Annotated in this window: 16 protein-coding genes; 10 read left to right on the top strand and 6 right to left on the bottom strand. The window is 65.3% G+C overall.

The genetic code is table 11. The features are described 5' to 3' along the window. Positions 1-35: 35 nt before the first annotated feature. Both AB7245_RS26125 and AB7245_RS26120 read right to left on the bottom strand, forming a co-directional pair. Positions 36-1,337 (bottom strand): dihydroorotase, encoded by a 1,302-nt coding sequence (locus AB7245_RS26125; protein WP_085398839.1) that lies wholly within the window; start codon positions 1,335-1,337, stop codon positions 36-38. A 5-nt stretch (positions 1,338-1,342) separates the two neighbouring features. Further along, positions 1,343-2,290 (bottom strand): aspartate carbamoyltransferase catalytic subunit, encoded by a 948-nt coding sequence (locus AB7245_RS26120; protein WP_014494716.1) that lies wholly within the window; start codon positions 2,288-2,290, stop codon positions 1,343-1,345. Positions 2,291-2,495: 205 nt separating this feature from the next. On the opposite strand from AB7245_RS26120, the gene AB7245_RS26115 reads away from it, so the two are divergent. Continuing rightward, on the top strand, positions 2,496-3,245 hold the full coding sequence (locus AB7245_RS26115; protein ID WP_085398485.1) for a M15 family metallopeptidase: 750 nt from the start codon (positions 2,496-2,498) through the stop codon (positions 3,243-3,245). Positions 3,246-3,299: 54 nt separating this feature from the next. Continuing rightward, the gene (locus tag AB7245_RS26110; RefSeq protein WP_085398484.1) at positions 3,300-4,064 is read left to right on the top strand and encodes a CPBP family intramembrane glutamic endopeptidase; all 765 of its coding nucleotides are present in this window, start codon (positions 3,300-3,302) and stop codon (positions 4,062-4,064) included. A 15-nt stretch (positions 4,065-4,079) separates the two neighbouring features. Here AB7245_RS26110 and AB7245_RS26105 read toward each other — a convergent pair whose 3' ends face one another. Both AB7245_RS26105 and ruvX read right to left on the bottom strand, forming a co-directional pair. Further along, the gene (locus tag AB7245_RS26105; protein WP_063982816.1) at positions 4,080-5,003 is read right to left on the bottom strand and encodes an AEC family transporter; all 924 of its coding nucleotides are present in this window, start codon (positions 5,001-5,003) and stop codon (positions 4,080-4,082) included. A gap of 3 nt (positions 5,004-5,006) precedes the next feature. Then, the gene (gene ruvX / locus AB7245_RS26100) at positions 5,007-5,492 is read right to left on the bottom strand and encodes a Holliday junction resolvase RuvX (protein ID WP_028150651.1); all 486 of its coding nucleotides are present in this window, start codon (positions 5,490-5,492) and stop codon (positions 5,007-5,009) included. A 46-nt stretch (positions 5,493-5,538) separates the two neighbouring features. Here ruvX and AB7245_RS26095 point away from each other — a divergent pair, with 46 nt between their 5' ends. Then, positions 5,539-5,754 carry a hypothetical protein gene (locus AB7245_RS26095; protein ID WP_028155062.1) on the top strand — a complete coding sequence of 72 codons (216 nt, stop codon included), beginning with the start codon at positions 5,539-5,541 and terminating at the stop codon, positions 5,752-5,754. Between the two features lie 67 nt (positions 5,755-5,821). Here AB7245_RS26095 and AB7245_RS26090 read toward each other — a convergent pair whose 3' ends face one another. Next, positions 5,822-6,757, bottom strand: a complete 936-nt coding sequence (locus AB7245_RS26090; RefSeq protein WP_354116167.1) for a cyclase family protein — start codon at positions 6,755-6,757, stop codon at positions 5,822-5,824. A 187-nt stretch (positions 6,758-6,944) separates the two neighbouring features. After that, complete coding sequence (locus AB7245_RS26085) at positions 6,945-7,835, bottom strand: LysR family transcriptional regulator (RefSeq protein ID WP_085398482.1); 891 nt, start codon at positions 7,833-7,835, stop codon at positions 6,945-6,947. 97 nt (positions 7,836-7,932) lie between these two features. On the opposite strand from AB7245_RS26085, the gene AB7245_RS26080 reads away from it, so the two are divergent. The 7 genes from AB7245_RS26080 to gatB all read left to right on the top strand — a co-directional run bounded on the left by AB7245_RS26080 (position 7,933) and on the right by gatB (position 14,040). Then, on the top strand, positions 7,933-8,958 hold the full coding sequence (locus AB7245_RS26080; RefSeq protein WP_085398481.1) for an NAD(P)H-dependent flavin oxidoreductase: 1,026 nt from the start codon (positions 7,933-7,935) through the stop codon (positions 8,956-8,958). Between the two features lie 105 nt (positions 8,959-9,063). Further along, on the top strand, positions 9,064-10,140 hold the full coding sequence (locus tag AB7245_RS26075; protein WP_085398480.1) for an NAD(P)H-dependent flavin oxidoreductase: 1,077 nt from the start codon (positions 9,064-9,066) through the stop codon (positions 10,138-10,140). Between the two features lie 77 nt (positions 10,141-10,217). Then, the gene (gene gatC / locus AB7245_RS26070; RefSeq protein WP_063982824.1) at positions 10,218-10,505 is read left to right on the top strand and encodes an Asp-tRNA(Asn)/Glu-tRNA(Gln) amidotransferase subunit GatC; all 288 of its coding nucleotides are present in this window, start codon (positions 10,218-10,220) and stop codon (positions 10,503-10,505) included. A gap of 79 nt (positions 10,506-10,584) precedes the next feature. Next, complete coding sequence (locus AB7245_RS26065) at positions 10,585-10,800, top strand: hypothetical protein (protein WP_014494728.1); 216 nt, start codon at positions 10,585-10,587, stop codon at positions 10,798-10,800. Beyond that, positions 10,797-12,272, top strand: coding sequence for an Asp-tRNA(Asn)/Glu-tRNA(Gln) amidotransferase subunit GatA (gene gatA, locus AB7245_RS26060; RefSeq protein WP_439035068.1), 1,476 nt, complete (start codon positions 10,797-10,799; stop codon positions 12,270-12,272). The genes AB7245_RS26065 and gatA overlap by 4 nt, the downstream gene beginning before the upstream one ends. Continuing rightward, on the top strand, positions 12,263-12,565 hold the full coding sequence (locus AB7245_RS26055) for a hypothetical protein (RefSeq protein WP_094183808.1): 303 nt from the start codon (positions 12,263-12,265) through the stop codon (positions 12,563-12,565). Before gatA ends, AB7245_RS26055 begins: the two co-directional genes overlap by 10 nt. After that, positions 12,562-14,040 (top strand): Asp-tRNA(Asn)/Glu-tRNA(Gln) amidotransferase subunit GatB, encoded by a 1,479-nt coding sequence (gene gatB / locus AB7245_RS26050; RefSeq protein WP_085398478.1) that lies wholly within the window; start codon positions 12,562-12,564, stop codon positions 14,038-14,040. The genes AB7245_RS26055 and gatB overlap by 4 nt, the downstream gene beginning before the upstream one ends. Positions 14,041-14,791: the final 751 nt, after the last annotated feature.

Below are 14,791 nucleotides of genomic sequence, written 5' to 3'. Positions count from 1 at the left end.
ATGCTGAACCGCGACGCCACGCATGAATTTGCCCGTCAGACATGCTCGTACACCGTCCGTCCGCCGACAATGGTGCGCACCACGCGGCCTGTAAAGCGGGCCTCGTCGAACGGGGTGTTCTTGCAGGGCGATTTGAGGTCGGCGGGATCGACGATCCAGGGCACATCGGGATCGATCACGATGACATCGGCCGGGCTGCCAGCGCGCAGGGTTCCACCCGGCAGGCCCAGGATCTCGGCCGGCCGCGTCGACATGGCCCGGATCAACGTCTTCAGGTCGAGTTCCTCATTGTGCACGAGACGAAGGCCCGCCGGCAGCATGGTCTCGAGCCCGATGGCACCGGGTGCTGCTTCCGCGAACGGCAGGCGCTTGACCTCGACGTCCTGCGGATTGTGGTCGGACATGATGACGTCGACGAGGCCGGAGGCGACCGCCGCGACCAGCGCGCGCCGGTCGTCCTCGGTCCGCAGCGGCGGCGACAGCTTCAGGAACGATCGGTAGGGGCCGATATCGTTCTCGTTCAGCGCAAGATGATTGATCGAGACGGAGGCGGTCACGGCGAGGCCGGCGTCGCGGGCGCGCTTGAGGACGTCGAGCGAGTCGATACAGGACAGCGAGGCCGCGTGATAGCGCCCGCCGGTGAGCGCGACGAGACGCATGTCGCGTTCGAGCATCACGGCCTCCGCCGCGTTCGGGATGCCCATCAGGCCGAGCCGCGAGGCGAACTCGCCCTCGTTCATCACGCCTTCGCCGACCAGATCGGGATCCTCGGTGTAATGCACGATCAGCGCGTCGAAATCGCGCGCGTAGGTCAGCGCGCGGCGCATCACCTGCGCGTTGATCACGCTCTTGTCGCTGTCGCTGAAGGCGATCGCGCCGGCGGCCTTGAGGAGGCCGAACTCGGTCATCTCCTCGCCGTGCATGCCCTTGGTGAGCGCCGCCATCGGCAGGATGTTGACGATCGCGGTGTCGCGGGCGCGGCGCATCACGAAGTCGACGGTCGCCGAGTTATCGATCACCGGAGACGTGTCGGGCTGGCAGATGATGGTGGTGATGCCGCCGGTCGCAGCCGCCTGGCTCGCCGAGGCAAAGGTCTCACGGTGGCTGAAGCCGGGCTCGCCGACGAAGGCGCGCATGTCGACCAGGCCGGGGGCCACGATCTTGCCGGCGCAGTTGACGACGTCGGTGCCCTCGGGGACGCCGGCCGCTCCGATGCCGCGACGGGTCTCGCGGATGATGCCGTCGGCAATCAGGACATCGCCGGGGCCGTCGAAGTCCCTGCTGGGATCGACGACGCGGGCGTTGGCAAGCAGGATGGGACGGCGGTCAGTCAGCATGAGCATCACGCGTTCGGCAAGTTGCGGGCGAGCGCTTCGAGTACGGCCATCCGTACCGCCACGCCCATCTCGACCTGTTCGCGGATCAGCGATTGCGCGCCGTCGGCGACCGCGGTGTCGATCTCGACGCCGCGGTTCATCGGGCCGGGATGCATGACGAGCGCGTCCGGCTTGGCGTAAGCGAGCTTTTTCTGGTCCAGTCCGAAATAGTTGAAATATTCGGAGGTCGACGGCACGAAGGAGCCGTTCATGCGCTCGCGCTGGAGCCGCAGCATCATGACGATATCGGCGCCGTTGAGCCCCTCGCGCATGTCGCGCGCAACCTCGACCCCCATCCGCTCGATGCCGGGCGGCAGCAGCGTGGAGGGGCCGACGACGCGGACGCGGGCGCCCATGGTGTTGAGCAGGATGATGTTGGAACGGGCCACACGCGAATGCAGCACGTCGCCGCAGATCGCGACCACGAGCCCCTCGATCCGGCCCTTGTTGCGACGGATGGTCAGGGCGTCGAGCAGCGCTTGCGTCGGATGCTCGTGCGCACCGTCGCCGGCATTGATCACGGAACCGTCGACCTTGCGCGCCAGCAGTTCCACCGCGCCGGACGCGTGATGCCGAACCACCAGAATGTCCGGGTGCATGGCGTTGAGCGTCATCGCGGTGTCGACCAGCGTCTCGCCCTTCTTGATGGACGAGGAGGAGACCGACATGTTCATGACGTCGGCGCCCAGCCGTTTGCCGGCGAGCTCGAACGAGGACTGGGTCCGGGTCGAGGCCTCGAAGAACAGATTTACCTGCGTCCGTCCACGCAGGACGGTGCGCTTCTTGTCAACCTGGCGGTTGAGCTCGACATATTCTTCGGACAGGTCCAGGAGGCCGGTGATGTCGGCCGCGGAAAGGCCCTCGATGCCCAGCAAATGCCGGTGGCCGAGGACGAAGGTCGATTTCGATGTCATTAAAACGAGAGCTATAGGCGGGGATGGCTGGGGGGGCAAGGGCCAATGCCGGGACGGGGAGTTATCCCCTGATCTGTCGGTCTGGGCTCATCCTCTCCGTCATGGCCGGGCTTGTCCCGGGCATCCACGTGCTTCATTCGCATTTGACGTAAAAGGCCGTGGATGGCCGGGACAAGCCCGGCCATGACGATGTGGGGAGCTCCAGTTGAAAACAATTTTGACCGCGCTCTTGGCAGCAACCGTTATCAGCGAAGCCCACGCCCAGTCGCTCCCCGGCGGCTTCGTCTATCTGCGCGACATCGATCCCGGCATCATCCAGGACATCCGCTACGCCACCTCGAACAATTTCGTCGGCCGTCCGCTCGCCGGCTACGGCGCCGGCGAATGCGTGGTGAAGCGGGAGGTGGGGCTGCGGCTGAAGGCGGTTCAGCAGGAGCTGGCGGCGCAAGGCCTGTCGCTGAAGATGTTCGACTGCTACCGGCCGGCGCGGGCCTCGCTCGACATGGTGAAGTGGTCGCAGAACGGCTACGAGACGGCGGCCGAGCGGCGCTACAATCCGAAGATCCCGAAGAGCGAGCTGTTCCGCCTCGGCTACATCGCGAGCCGCTCGCAGCATTCCACGGGCGCGGCGCTCGATCTCACGCTGGTCGATCTCAAGGCTGACAATTCCGCCAGATACGATCCATCAAAAGCCTATGCCGATTGCACGGCGCCGGTCGAGGCGCGATTGCCGGAGGGCAGCGTCGACATGGGCACGGGCTACGACTGCACCGACGCGAAGGGGCACACTGCGGCACCGTCGATCAATCCGGACCAGCGCGCCTGGCGCAAGCGGCTGGTGGCCGCGATGGCGAAGCAAGGCTTTGTGAACTATGCGAAGGAGTGGTGGCATTTTTCCCTGCCGGGGGCGGGCGGGGCGGCCTATGATTTCCCGATTCCGCCGCGAACGAAGTAGATCGTCGTGCGAACGGCCCCGGAATGACGGTGCCGTCCCAACGAAAGCGCTTGAATGGACTCCCTCAATCCCGATCTCCCGCCGATGACCGTGACGCCAGCTGCGCCGCGCGTCTGGAAATTCTGGGGCACGGCGGTGTGGGGCCTGCTCATCTTCGTCGCGATGTTTCTCGGCCAGGTCGGTGCCATCCTCTACCTGGCCTGGGACCGTGGCGATCCCCTCGACCTGATGTCGATCCAGCGTGTCGGTCGCGAGCCCGCGGCGCTCGCACTGTCGGTGACCATGGGCCTGCCGGCGACGCTGGCCGCGGTGTGGCTCGCCATCCGCATCAAGAAGGCCTCATTCGTCGACTACCTCGCGCTGCATTGGCCGTCCTGGAAGCAAATGCTGTTCGGCGCCATCGGGCTTGTCCTGATCGTGGTCGCCTGGGAGACGATGTCGCGGAGCCTTGGCCGCGAGGCGACGCCGGGCTTCATGACCGATCTGTTGAAATCGGGCCGCGACAAGGGCGCGGCTGTGATGCTGCTGTTCGCGTTCAGTGTCGCTGCGCCGATGTCGGAAGAGGTTTTGGCGCGCGGCTTCCTGTTTCGCGGCTGGTCGGCGAGCTTCCTGCGCGTGCCCGGCGCGATCATCCTGTCGTCACTGGTGTGGACGGTCGTGCACCTGCAGTACGACATGTACTTCCTCGCCGAGGTCTTCTCCATCGGCCTGTGGTTCGGCTACATGCGCTATCGCGCCAACTCGCTATGGCTCACCATCGTGCTGCATGCGCTGAACAATCTGACTGCGGTGGTGCTGACGATGTGGCTGGGGAGCTGAGGCCTCGCACGAGGCCTAAGCCACCAGCGCGATCGCGATCGGCATCGTGACCGCCGCCAAGATCGTCTGCAACGTGATGATCTGCGCCAGCAGCGGCGCATCGCCGCCCATCTGGCGGGCCAGCACATAGGCGCTGGGCGAGGTCGGCACCGCCGCGCAGATTGCGACGATCGCCAGGCTGTCGCCCGAGAGCCCGAACCAGGCGGCGAGCGCCAGCGCCAGCACGGGCATCAGCGCCAGCTTGAACGCCACGCCGATCGTCGCGCTCACGCTCGGGCGGAGCAGGCCGTTGAGCTGCAGGCCGGCGCCGGTGACGAGCAGGCCGATGGCGAGCGAGGACCGGCCGAGCGCGTCCGCAACCTCGTGCCAGATTTTTGGCAGCGGCAGATGAATGACGTTGATGACGAGGCCGATGACGCAGGCCCAGATCAGGGGATTGCGGATCACCGTCATGACGATGGCGCGGGCGGACTGTTTCTCGGGCGAAGCATAGTGCGCGAGCACGGCGACGCTGAACACGTTGACCAGCGGAATTATCGCGACCATCGCCACGGAGGCCAGCGCCAGCCCGACATCACCGAACATGTTGGCGGACACCGAGAGCGCCACATAGGTCTGCCAGCGCGTCGCGCCCTGGAAGATCGAGGTGAAGGCGGGACCGTCGATGTCGAACCGTGCGAGCGCCGGGCGGAGCGCGAGGCAGAGCAGTGACATCGCGAGCACCGACAGCAACAGCGCGCCGCCGACGCCGGCGACCGGCACCCTTGAGAGGTCGGCCTTCACCAGCGTCTGGATCAGCAGCATCGGGAACAGCACGAAATAGGTCAGCCGCTCCAGCCCGTGCCATTGCGTGTCGAGCCGCATCAGGGTGCGCCTGAGCACCACGCCGAGCACGATGAGGATGAAGACCGGCAGCAGCGCCGCGATCACGACGGCCATGGATCAGCCCGATGCCGCGCGAAGATTGGCGAGGCGGTCGAGCGCGCCTTGCAGGATGAAGATCGCGGCGTGCTCGTCGATCACTTCGGCGCGCTTGGCGCGGCTGACGTCCATGCCGATCAGCTCGCGCTCGACCGCTGCGGTCGACAGACGCTCGTCCCAGAGGCCGATGGGGAGTGTGGTCAGCCCGGCAAGGTTGCGGGCGAAGGCGCGGGTCGATTGCGCCCGCGGGCCCTCGCTGCCGTCCATGTTGATGGGCAGGCCGAGCACGAAGCCGACCGCCTTGCGCTCGGCCGCGATCGCGAGCAACCGCGCCGCGTCCTGCTTGAACGCCTTGCGCTGGATGGTCTCGACGCCGGTCGCTAACCGCCGGTCCGGATTGGACACGGCAACACCAATGGTCTTGGTGCCGAGGTCAAGGCCGACCAACCCGCCGCGTTCGGGCCAGTGGGTTGCAGCATCGATCAGGGGCAGGATAAGAGCCGGCATGGGACTAGCGCTTATCACGCGTCGCGCTGCGGAGTGAACCGGGAACATGGATGCACTGACACTATTCGGCCTGTTTGCCGTGACGGCGATGCTGGTCTGCTATGCCCTGGAGGATCGCAGCCATTGGTTCGTGCTGCTGTTCGCGGTGTCCTGCGCGCTCGGTTCGGCTTACGGCTTCCTGCAAGGCGCCTGGCCGTTTGGCCTCGTCGAAGCCATCTGGGCCTTCGTTGCATTGCGGCGATGGCACCTGAGGCCGCGATGACGGACAGGTCGGGCGAGGGCGCCTGCCGGGCGGCAGGCCGATCCTCGCCCGCTGAGTACGCCGCCGGTCAGCGGATCGCGATCGGGTTGATCATCGCCTGCACGCCGCCGGTCCAGCGCGGCTGTCCGAGCACGAACAGGAATTCGTAGCCCTTGTCGCGAGCGAGCGCGGCGGTATCCATGTTCTCCAGAATGTAGGTCCCGTTCATGGCGAGCAGGATCTGGTGCACCTCGAACACGTTCTTGGACTCGAACGGCAGCACCTCGAGCGCCCAGGTGTCGGCACCGATGGCGACCACGCCCTTGCCGGTCAGGTACTTCGCGCCTTCGACGCCGAGACCGGGCTCGCCGGCCGAATAGCGTTTGTCGTCCTTGCCGATCAGGCTGAGCCAGCCGGTGTGGAAGAGGACGACATCGCCCTGGCGGATCTCGACGTTCTGCTGCTTGGCGGCTTCCTCGATCTCCTTGACGTTGAAGGCGGTGCCTTCCTTCACGATGTCGGTTTTGAAATAGGCGGCCATGTCGAGCAGCACGCCGCGCGTGACCATCGGTGGGACCTTCTCGACACCGAGCTTCTTCAAGCCATTCGGATCGGCGAAATCGGCGAGCTTGTTGCCGTTGTAATAGACGTGCTCGACGCCGAGATGGCCGAGGCCGTCGAGCTGGCTGCCGATGCCGACCCACGTATCAAGGATGTCGTCGTTATAGGTCGCCTTGTTCGGACCGAGACCCGGGCTGCCGGCCTGTCCGGGCTGAACGATGGTGAGCTTGAACGTGCGTGGCGGATAGGCGGGTGTCTGTGGCGTGACGGGAATGCCGAGGGCGTAGGTCTTGCCGGTCTTCACCAGCGAGGCGGCCTTCACCACCAGCTCCGGCGTCATGTAATTGGCGGCACCGATCTCGTCGTTCGGTCCCCATTTCGATTTGGTCCAGTCCTGTGCGCTTGCAGTTCCTGATATCGCCGACAACGCGGCGACACAGCACAACACGAGCGTATTGCGCATCGATAGTCCTCCCGATGTTTTGGCTTCGTTATGTTTTTGCGCTGGCCAGTGACACATCCTAACGTAGAACGGATGCGTGCTTCAAAGCATTTCGAGGTGCCGCGCTGCGGCGGCTGAACGCAGCGCAGACTAATTCAAGCGCGATGGATTTGTGACGAATTTCGCCGCGTGGAACGCTGCGCCGGTGTCAGGCCGCGATGACGTCGTTGTCTTTCTTCAGGCAGGACATGAAACCTTGAAGCGCGCTGTATTGGTGTCCGGCGCTGCGCTGGATGAAGAGCGTCTCGACGCGCGCATGTGACGGGCCCAGCGCGTGGATCGACACGCTGCCGGCCATCGCGCTGCGTTCGACCACGGCGCGCGGCAGCAGCGTCACGCCCATGCCGGCGGCGACACAGCCGATCATGCCGTCGAGCGTGCCGAGCTCGAAGCGTGCGGCCGACGGCCAGCCGAACTCGACAAAGATCTGTTCGAGACGCTGGCGGTAGGTGCAGCCGGTGCGGAACACCAGCGCGGTCGGACCGGACTCCGGCGTGCCGGCGCGCAGCTCGGCAAGCGAGGCCCAGCGCCGTGCGCTGACCAGCACCAGCTCTTCACGAAACGCGCTCGTCGCGGTGAGGTCGGCATGTGCGATGGGACCCGCGACGAAGGCACCGTCGAGCGTGCCTTCGAGCACGCCCGCGACGAGGTCGGCGGTGGTCGCGGTGCGCAGGCTCAGCCGCACGGCAGGGAAGCTGCGGTGGAAATCGGCGAGGAGGGACGGCAAGCGCACGGCTGCCGTGGTCTCCATCGAGCCGATCGCGAGCGGTCCCTTCGGCTCGCCGTCGTCGCGCGCGGCAAGCACGGCCTCCCGTGATAGCGCAGCCATCCGTTGTGCGTAGGGCAGGAGGCGTTTGCCGGCGCCGGTCAACGTCATGCCGCGGCTGTGGCGCTCGAACAGCGGTGTGCCGATCTCCGCTTCCAGCGCCTTCACGCGTTGGGTGACGTTGGATTGCACCGTGTTCAGCTCTTCGGCGGCGCGGGTGATGCCGCCGGTGCGGGCGACGGCGGCAAAGGTCTGGATATCGCTGAGTTCCATGGCGTCGTTTCGCTTTTGTGATGGTAGCGTTCGCAAGAATTCATTTTTCGAGAATGCTAGTCGCGCCTAGTCTCCCTGTCCAGAACAGGGAGGGGCTATGCCCATTGAGACGTCGCTGACCAGGCTGCTGGAGATTGAGCATCCCATCCTGCTGGCGCCGATGGACATCGTTGCCGGCAGCCGGCTTGTGACGGCCGTGAGCCGTGCCGGCGGTTTCGGCATTCTGGGCGGCGGCTATGGCGAGAAGGTGTGGCTGGAGCAGGAGACTGCGAAGCTCGCGGGGTTGTCGGCGCCATTCGGGATCGGCTTCATCACCTGGAGCCTCGCCAAGCGGCCCGAGCTTCTCGATGTCGCTCTTGCCGCAAAACCGTCTGCGATCATGTTGTCGTTTGGCGATCCCGCGCCGTTCGCGCCGAAGATCAAGTCCGCAGGTGCACGCCTGATCTGCCAGGTGCAGGATGAAGCCATGGCGCGGCAGGCGCTCGATGCCGGCGCCGACATCCTGATCGCGCAGGGCACGGAGGCGGGTGGTCACGGCGCCTCCCGCACCACCGTCGATCTCGTGCCTGCAATCGTCGATCTTGCCGCGGGCCACGTGCCTGTCGTTGCGGCCGGCGGCATCGCCGACGGGCGCGGTCTCGCCGCCATGATGATGCTGGGCGCGAGCGGCGTGCTGCTCGGCACGCGCTTCTATGCGAGCCAGGAGGCTGATGGCGCGGAGGAGGCCAAGCGGCGTATCTGCGCAGCGAACAGCGGCACGACCGTGCGCGGCATCATCTTCGATCTCTCGCGCAACAATGTCTGGCCGGCGCCGTTCACGGGAAGGTGCCTCATCAACGACCACGCCAGGCGCTGGATCGGCCGCGAGGTCGAGCTGATGCAGAATGTTGCCGCAGTCGCGGCGGACTATGCGGCCGCGAAAGCAGCCGGCAATTTCGATGTCGCGGCCTTGATCGCGGGCGAGGCGGTCGGATTGATTCATGATATTCCACCGGCGGCCGAGATCGTGGAGCGGATTGCGATTGAAGCGGAGCAATTGCTCGCCGGCCGGCGCAACTCGGTTTCTTCTTTTCCTTCTCCCCTTGTGGGAGAAGGTGGCGCGGATGCAATCCGCGCCGGATGAGGGGGCTGTCTCCGCGGATGCAAACCCCTCACCCGTCTCGCCGCTGCGCGGCGATCCACCCTCTCGCACAAGGGGAGAGGGAAGAGCGAACATGAGGCAAGAATTATGTGGCCTGACCGTCGACTGATCGATCTCTTCAAGACCGAATTCCCGATCGTGCTGGCGCCGATGGCCGGCGTGATGGATGCCGAACTGGTGATCGCCGTGGCAGAGGGCGGCGGGCTCGGCTCGCTGCCGAGCGCGATGCTGTCGCCGGAGAAGGCGCGCGAGCAGGTCAACATCATTCGCCAGCGCGTGAAGGCGCCGGTGAACATGAACTTCTTCTGCCACACGCCGGTTGACCTCACGGCCGAAGCCGAAGCGCGCTGGAAGCAGCGGCTCACGGGCTATTACACCGAGCACGGCCTCGATCCCGCAGCGCCCATCAACGCCGCGAACCGTGCGCCGTTCGACGCCGCGTTCTGCGAGGTCGTCGAGGAGCTGAAGCCGGAGATCGTCAGCTTTCATTTCGGCCTGCCGGAGCAGGCGCTGCTCAAGCGCGTCAAGGCTGCCGGCTGCCTCGTCATCTCGTCCGCCACGACGGTGAAGGAAGCAGTCTGGCTGGAAGAGCGCGGCGTCGATGCCGTGATTGCGCAAGGCGCCGAGGCCGGCGGCCATCGCGGCATGTTCCTGACCGACAAGATTTCCGAGCAGCCCGGCACCTTTGCGCTGGTGCCGCAGGTCGCCGACGCCGTGAAGGTGCCTGTCATCGCGGCCGGCGGTATCGCCGATGGGCGCGGCATCGCTGCAGCCTTTGCGCTCGGCGCATCCGGCGTGCAGATCGGCAGCGCCTATCTGCGCTGCCCGGAATCCAAGGTCAGCGCGGGCGGGCGCAAGGCGCTCGCTGAAGCGCGGGACGATTCCACCGTCATCACCAATGTCATGACCGGGCGTCCGGCGCGCGGCGTCCAGAACCGCCTGATGCGCGAAGCCGGCCCGATCTCGCCCGAGGCGCCGCCGTTTCCCCATGCCGCGACCGCGCTGGGGCCGCTCAAGGCAGCTGCCGAAAAGCAGGGCAGGGTGGATTTCACCAATCTCTGGGCCGGCCAGGCCGTGGCCCTGGGCCGTGAGGTCCCCGCAGCCGAATTGACCCGGGATTTCGCCAAATCGGCCCTGGTCCGCATGAAGGGACTGGCTGGCTAAGGTCGCGCCGCCGGTTGCGGCGCAAAACCGGCCTCTGCTATACGGCAGTTAGATTTTGCCGTGAGAGGCCTTATATAATGTCCGTCGACGACGCTACCGTCCGCCGCATCGCGCATCTGGCGCGCATTGCGGTTTCCGAGGGCGAGGTTCCGCATCTGCAGGGCGAGCTCAACGCCATGCTCGCCTTTGTCGAGCAGCTCTCGGAGGTCAACGTCGAGGGCGTGGAGCCGATGACCTCGGTCACCCCGATGCAGATGAAGAAGCGGCAGGACGTGGTCAATGACGGCGAGATCGCCGACGATATCGTTGCCAACGCGCCCGCGACCGAAGGTCACTTCTTTCTTGTGCCCAAGGTGGTCGAGTGACGTAGCGTTTTCGAGCGAAGTGGAAGCCGGTTCGCGTAAAGAAAACGCGTCAAACTAAAGAGCCTTAGGACCAAGTCCGATGTGCATGCTTTGCGACGATGAGAAGGCCTATCAGGCCTACATGAACTATCTCGACAAGATGGAGCGGCAGGGCAAGGCTGCCGATCCCAACGTCGCCGTCAATGCCGTGCTCGACGAGATCGAGGCCGCCGCGAACGCCGCCGCCAAGAAAAAAGACGACCCGGCCAACGACAAAACCCTGTCTCCGTTCTTCTGCAGCCCGATCAATAAATGACCGATTTGACATCGCTGACGCTCGCCGAGGCCCGCAAGGGTCTCGCGGCCAAGACTTTCACGTCCCTCGAGCTGACCGACGCGCATCTGAACGCGATCGAAGCCGCACGCGTGCTCAATGCCTTCGTGATGGAGACGCCCGAACGCGCGCGCGACATGGCGAAGGCCGTGGACGAGAAGATCGCCAGGGATGAGGGCGGCCCGCTCGCCGGCATCCCGCTCGGCATCAAGGATCTGTTCGCTACCAAGGGCGTGCGCACGACGGCGTGCTCGAAGATCCTCGGCAATTTCGTGCCGACCTATGAGTCCACCGTGACCTCGCAGCTCTGGCGCGATGGTGCGGTGATGCTCGGCAAGCTCAACAATGACGAGTTCGCGATGGGTTCGGCCAACGAGACCTCGTGCTTCGGTCCCGTCGGCAATCCCTGGCGGCGGGAGGGAAGCAACACGACGCTGGTGCCGGGCGGCTCGTCCGGCGGCTCGGCCTCGGCCGTGGCGGCGTTGCTGTGCATGGGGGCGACCGCGACCGACACCGGCGGCTCGATCCGACAGCCGGCGGCGTTCACCGCGACGGTCGGCATCAAGCCGACCTACGGCCGCTGCTCGCGCTGGGGCATCGTCGCCTTCGCCTCCTCGCTCGACCAGGCCGGTCCGATAGCGCGCAGCGTGCGCGATAGCGCGATGCTGCTTCGCTCGATGGCCGGGCACGATCCGAAGGACACGACGTCGGTCGACATTGCCGTGCCGGACTATGAGGCCGCGATCGGCAAGTCCGTGAAGGGCATCAGGATCGGCATCCCCAAGGAATATCGCCTCGACGGCATGCCGGCCGAGATCGAGAAGCTCTGGAGCGAGGGTGCGGCCTGGCTGAAGGCGGCCGGCGCCGAGCTCGTCGAGGTGTCGCTGCCGCACACCAAATACGCGCTGCCGGCCTATTACATCGTGGCGCCGGCGGAGGCGTCCTCCAACCTCGCGCGCTATGACGGCGTCCGCTACGGACTGCGCGAGCAGGGCAAGAACATCATCGAGCTCTACGAGAACAGCCGCGCCGAGGGTTTTGGCGCGGAGGTGAAGCGCCGCGTCATGATCGGCACCTATGTGCTCTCGGCCGGCTATTACGACGCCTATTATCTGCGTGCGCAGAAGGTGCGGACACTGATCAAGAAGGATTTCGAGGACTGCTTCGCCAAGGGCGTCGACGCGATCCTGACGGCGGCGACGCCGTCGGCGGCCTTCGGCATCGGCGAGAAGGGCGGGGCCGACCCCGTCGAGATGTATCTCAACGACATCTTCACGGTGACCGTGAACATGGCGGGCCTGCCGGGCATCGCCGTGCCCGCCGGCAAGGATGCGCAAGGCCTGCCGCTCGGCCTGCAGCTGATCGGCCGCCCGTTCGACGAGGAGACGCTGTTCTCGCTCGGCGAGGTGATCGAGCAGGCCGCCGGCCGCTTCACGCCCGCGAGGTGGTGGTGAATGTCGCCGCGTTCATCGCGAGCCTCGACGGCGCGGCGCCCGCGCCGGATCTGAACGCGCCGCTCGCCGGCCTCTGGTGGGCCGCGAAGGGCGACTGGGATCAGGCGCACAAGATCGTTCAGGACGAGAACAGCCGCGACGCCGCCTGGGTGCACGCCTATCTGCATCGGGTCGAAGGCGATCTCGGCAATGCCGGCTACTGGTATCGCCAGGCCGGCCAACCCGCGGCAAAGGATTCATTGGAGGCGGAGTGGGAGCGGATCGCTGCCACGCTGCTCGGGAGCAGGACATGAGCACGGCCACGCACAAGCTTCTCAAGGGCGCCACCGGTGACTGGGAGATGGTCATCGGCATGGAGATCCATGCCCAGGTGACCTCGAACTCGAAACTGTTCTCGGGCGCCTCGACCACGTTCGGCGGCGAGCCGAACAGCCACGTGTCGCTGGTCGATGCCGCGATGCCAGGCATGCTGCCCGTCATCAACGAGGAATGCGTCAGACAGGCTGTCCGGACCGGGCTCGGGCTGAACGCGCAGATCAATCTGCGTTCGGTGTTCGACCGTAAGAACTATTTCTATCCGGACTCGCCGCAGGGCTACCAGATCAGCCAGTACAAGTCGCCGATCGTCGGCGAAGGTGAGGTCGTGGTCGAACTGGATGGCGGCAAGACCGCGACCATCGGCATCGAGCGCCTGCATCTTGAGCAGGACGCCGGCAAGTTGCTGCACGATCAGTCGCCGGCCATGTCCCATGTCGATCTCAATCGTTGCGGCGTGGCGCTGATGGAGATCGTCTCCAAGCCCGACATCCGCGATGCCGAGCAGGCCAAGGCCTATGTGACCAAGCTGCGCTCGATCCTGCGCTATCTCGGCACCTGCGACGGCGACATGGAGAAGGGATCCTTGCGCGCCGACGTCAACGTCTCCGTGCGCAAGCCGGGCGCACCGCTCGGCACCCGCTGCGAGATCAAGAACATGAACTCGATCACCTTCATCGGCCAGGCGATCGAGTACGAGGCGCGGCGCCAGATCGAGATCCTCGAGGACGGCGGGGAGATCAACCAGGAAACGCGGCTCTACGACCCCAACAAGGGCGAGACGCGATCGATGCGGTCCAAGGAAGAGGCGCATGACTACCGCTACTTCCCCGATCCCGACCTGCTGCCGCTCGAATTCTCGCAAAGCTTCGTCGACGAGCTGAAGACAGAGCTGCCGGAGCTGCCGGACCAGAAGAAGGCGCGCTTCGTCGCTGATTTCGGCCTGTCGGCTTACGATGCGAGCGTGCTGGTCGCCGAGCGCGAGAGCGCGGTGTTCTACGAGACGGTGCTGGACACGCTCGGCAACCGCGCCCGCGACGGCAAGATGGCGGCGAACTGGGTGATCAACGAGCTGTTCGGCCGTCTCAACAAGGAAGGCCGGGATATTGCGGCCTCTCCCGTCAACGCCGAGCAGTTGGCTGCGATCATCGACCTGATCGGCGAGGGCACGATCTCCGGCAAGATCGCCAAGGATCTGTTCGAGATCGTCTGGCAGGAGGGCGGCGATCCGCGCGCGCTGGTCGAAAGCCGCGGCATGAAGCAGGTCACCGACCTCTCGGCGATCGAGAAGGTGGTCGACGACATCATCGCGGCCAATCCCGACAAGGCCGCGCAGGTCAAGGACAAGCCGCAGTCGCTCGGCTGGTTCGTCGGCCAGGTGATGAAGGCGTCCGGCGGCAAGGCCAACCCGCAGAGCGTCAACGACCTCTTGAAGTCGAAGCTCGGCATCTGACGTCACACGTTCGAACGAGGTGACGGATACGCTTCGTCACCTCGTTTCCGGTTCGCGCTGCGACGCTCGCGCGCACCCTCGGCGGCAAACTCCATCCCGACCGACGGCGATGCGGCGGCCGAATCGCCGCCACGCGATTCGTGCAAAACGGCGGCTTCGACACGCGCTGACGAGCGCTTGCGCCGTTAAGCATGAAAATATTTTCGTTGCCAAAACTCGCGACTCAGAGTCCGCGAAGCGCCCTTGCGCGGCGATCGCGGGATCGACGATGCACATCATCGCATCGCGCATGCGCAATGCGCGCGTGCAGAAAAATACTTGCCATGTAGTGTTTTTCTGCAATCGCATCTCGCGCAAACATCGACGATGCGGGCACTCCCCGCGATCGCAAGCACGCGTCATGCAGTGCGCCCGCATCGCGCTCGCCAAGCGCAGGCGCGTTGTGCCGTCAACACTTCTTTAAGCGAGAAGCTGTTTTTTTCGTCGTGTTGGTGTATTCGGGATGAGTGTGCATTCGATCCCCGACTGCATGCAGCGATTACAGCCATCTCACACATCGGAGGGCAACATGGCCAAGAAAGCGAAGAAGGCGAAGAAGGCGAAGAAGGCGAAGAGCGCAGTGAAGAAGACTGCGAAGAAGACCCGCAAGGTCGCGAAGAAGAAGTAACTTCGCTTCTGAAGTTGCCGGCTCCTAGAGAGCCGGCACGTCATCAGCGCCTTCTAACAGGTTCTGGTCGGCGATAGAGGGTGT

It is taken from the genome of Bradyrhizobium sp. 604_D8_N2_3 (genome assembly GCF_051810765.1).
Taxonomy (GTDB): Bacteria; Pseudomonadota; Alphaproteobacteria; order Rhizobiales; family Xanthobacteraceae; genus Bradyrhizobium; species Bradyrhizobium barranii.
This window is presented reverse-complemented; position numbering and strand designations above follow the sequence as displayed.

What these genes read in the sequence shown, in the direction of transcription:
- AB7245_RS26125 (WP_085398839.1), bottom strand. Translation starts at nt 1,337, where the DNA reads ATGCTGACTGACCGCCGTCCCATCCTGCTTGCCAACGCCCGCGTCGTC.
- AB7245_RS26120 (WP_014494716.1), bottom strand. Translation starts at nt 2,290, where the DNA reads ATGACATCGAAATCGACCTTCGTCCTCGGCCACCGGCATTTGCTGGGC.
- AB7245_RS26110 (WP_085398484.1), top strand. Translation starts at nt 3,300, where the DNA reads ATGGACTCCCTCAATCCCGATCTCCCGCCGATGACCGTGACGCCAGCT.
- AB7245_RS26105 (WP_063982816.1), bottom strand. Translation starts at nt 5,003, where the DNA reads ATGGCCGTCGTGATCGCGGCGCTGCTGCCGGTCTTCATCCTCATCGTG.
- ruvX (WP_028150651.1), bottom strand. Translation starts at nt 5,492, where the DNA reads ATGCCGGCTCTTATCCTGCCCCTGATCGATGCTGCAACCCACTGGCCC.
- AB7245_RS26095 (WP_028155062.1), top strand. Translation starts at nt 5,539, where the DNA reads ATGGATGCACTGACACTATTCGGCCTGTTTGCCGTGACGGCGATGCTG.
- AB7245_RS26090 (WP_354116167.1), bottom strand. Translation starts at nt 6,757, where the DNA reads ATGCGCAATACGCTCGTGTTGTGCTGTGTCGCCGCGTTGTCGGCGATA.
- AB7245_RS26085 (WP_085398482.1), bottom strand. Translation starts at nt 7,835, where the DNA reads ATGGAACTCAGCGATATCCAGACCTTTGCCGCCGTCGCCCGCACCGGC.
- AB7245_RS26080 (WP_085398481.1), top strand. Translation starts at nt 7,933, where the DNA reads ATGCCCATTGAGACGTCGCTGACCAGGCTGCTGGAGATTGAGCATCCC.
- AB7245_RS26075 (WP_085398480.1), top strand. Translation starts at nt 9,064, where the DNA reads ATGTGGCCTGACCGTCGACTGATCGATCTCTTCAAGACCGAATTCCCG.
- gatC (WP_063982824.1), top strand. Translation starts at nt 10,218, where the DNA reads ATGTCCGTCGACGACGCTACCGTCCGCCGCATCGCGCATCTGGCGCGC.
- AB7245_RS26065 (WP_014494728.1), top strand. Translation starts at nt 10,585, where the DNA reads ATGTGCATGCTTTGCGACGATGAGAAGGCCTATCAGGCCTACATGAAC.
- gatA (WP_439035068.1), top strand. Translation starts at nt 10,797, where the DNA reads ATGACCGATTTGACATCGCTGACGCTCGCCGAGGCCCGCAAGGGTCTC.
- gatB (WP_085398478.1), top strand. Translation starts at nt 12,562, where the DNA reads ATGAGCACGGCCACGCACAAGCTTCTCAAGGGCGCCACCGGTGACTGG.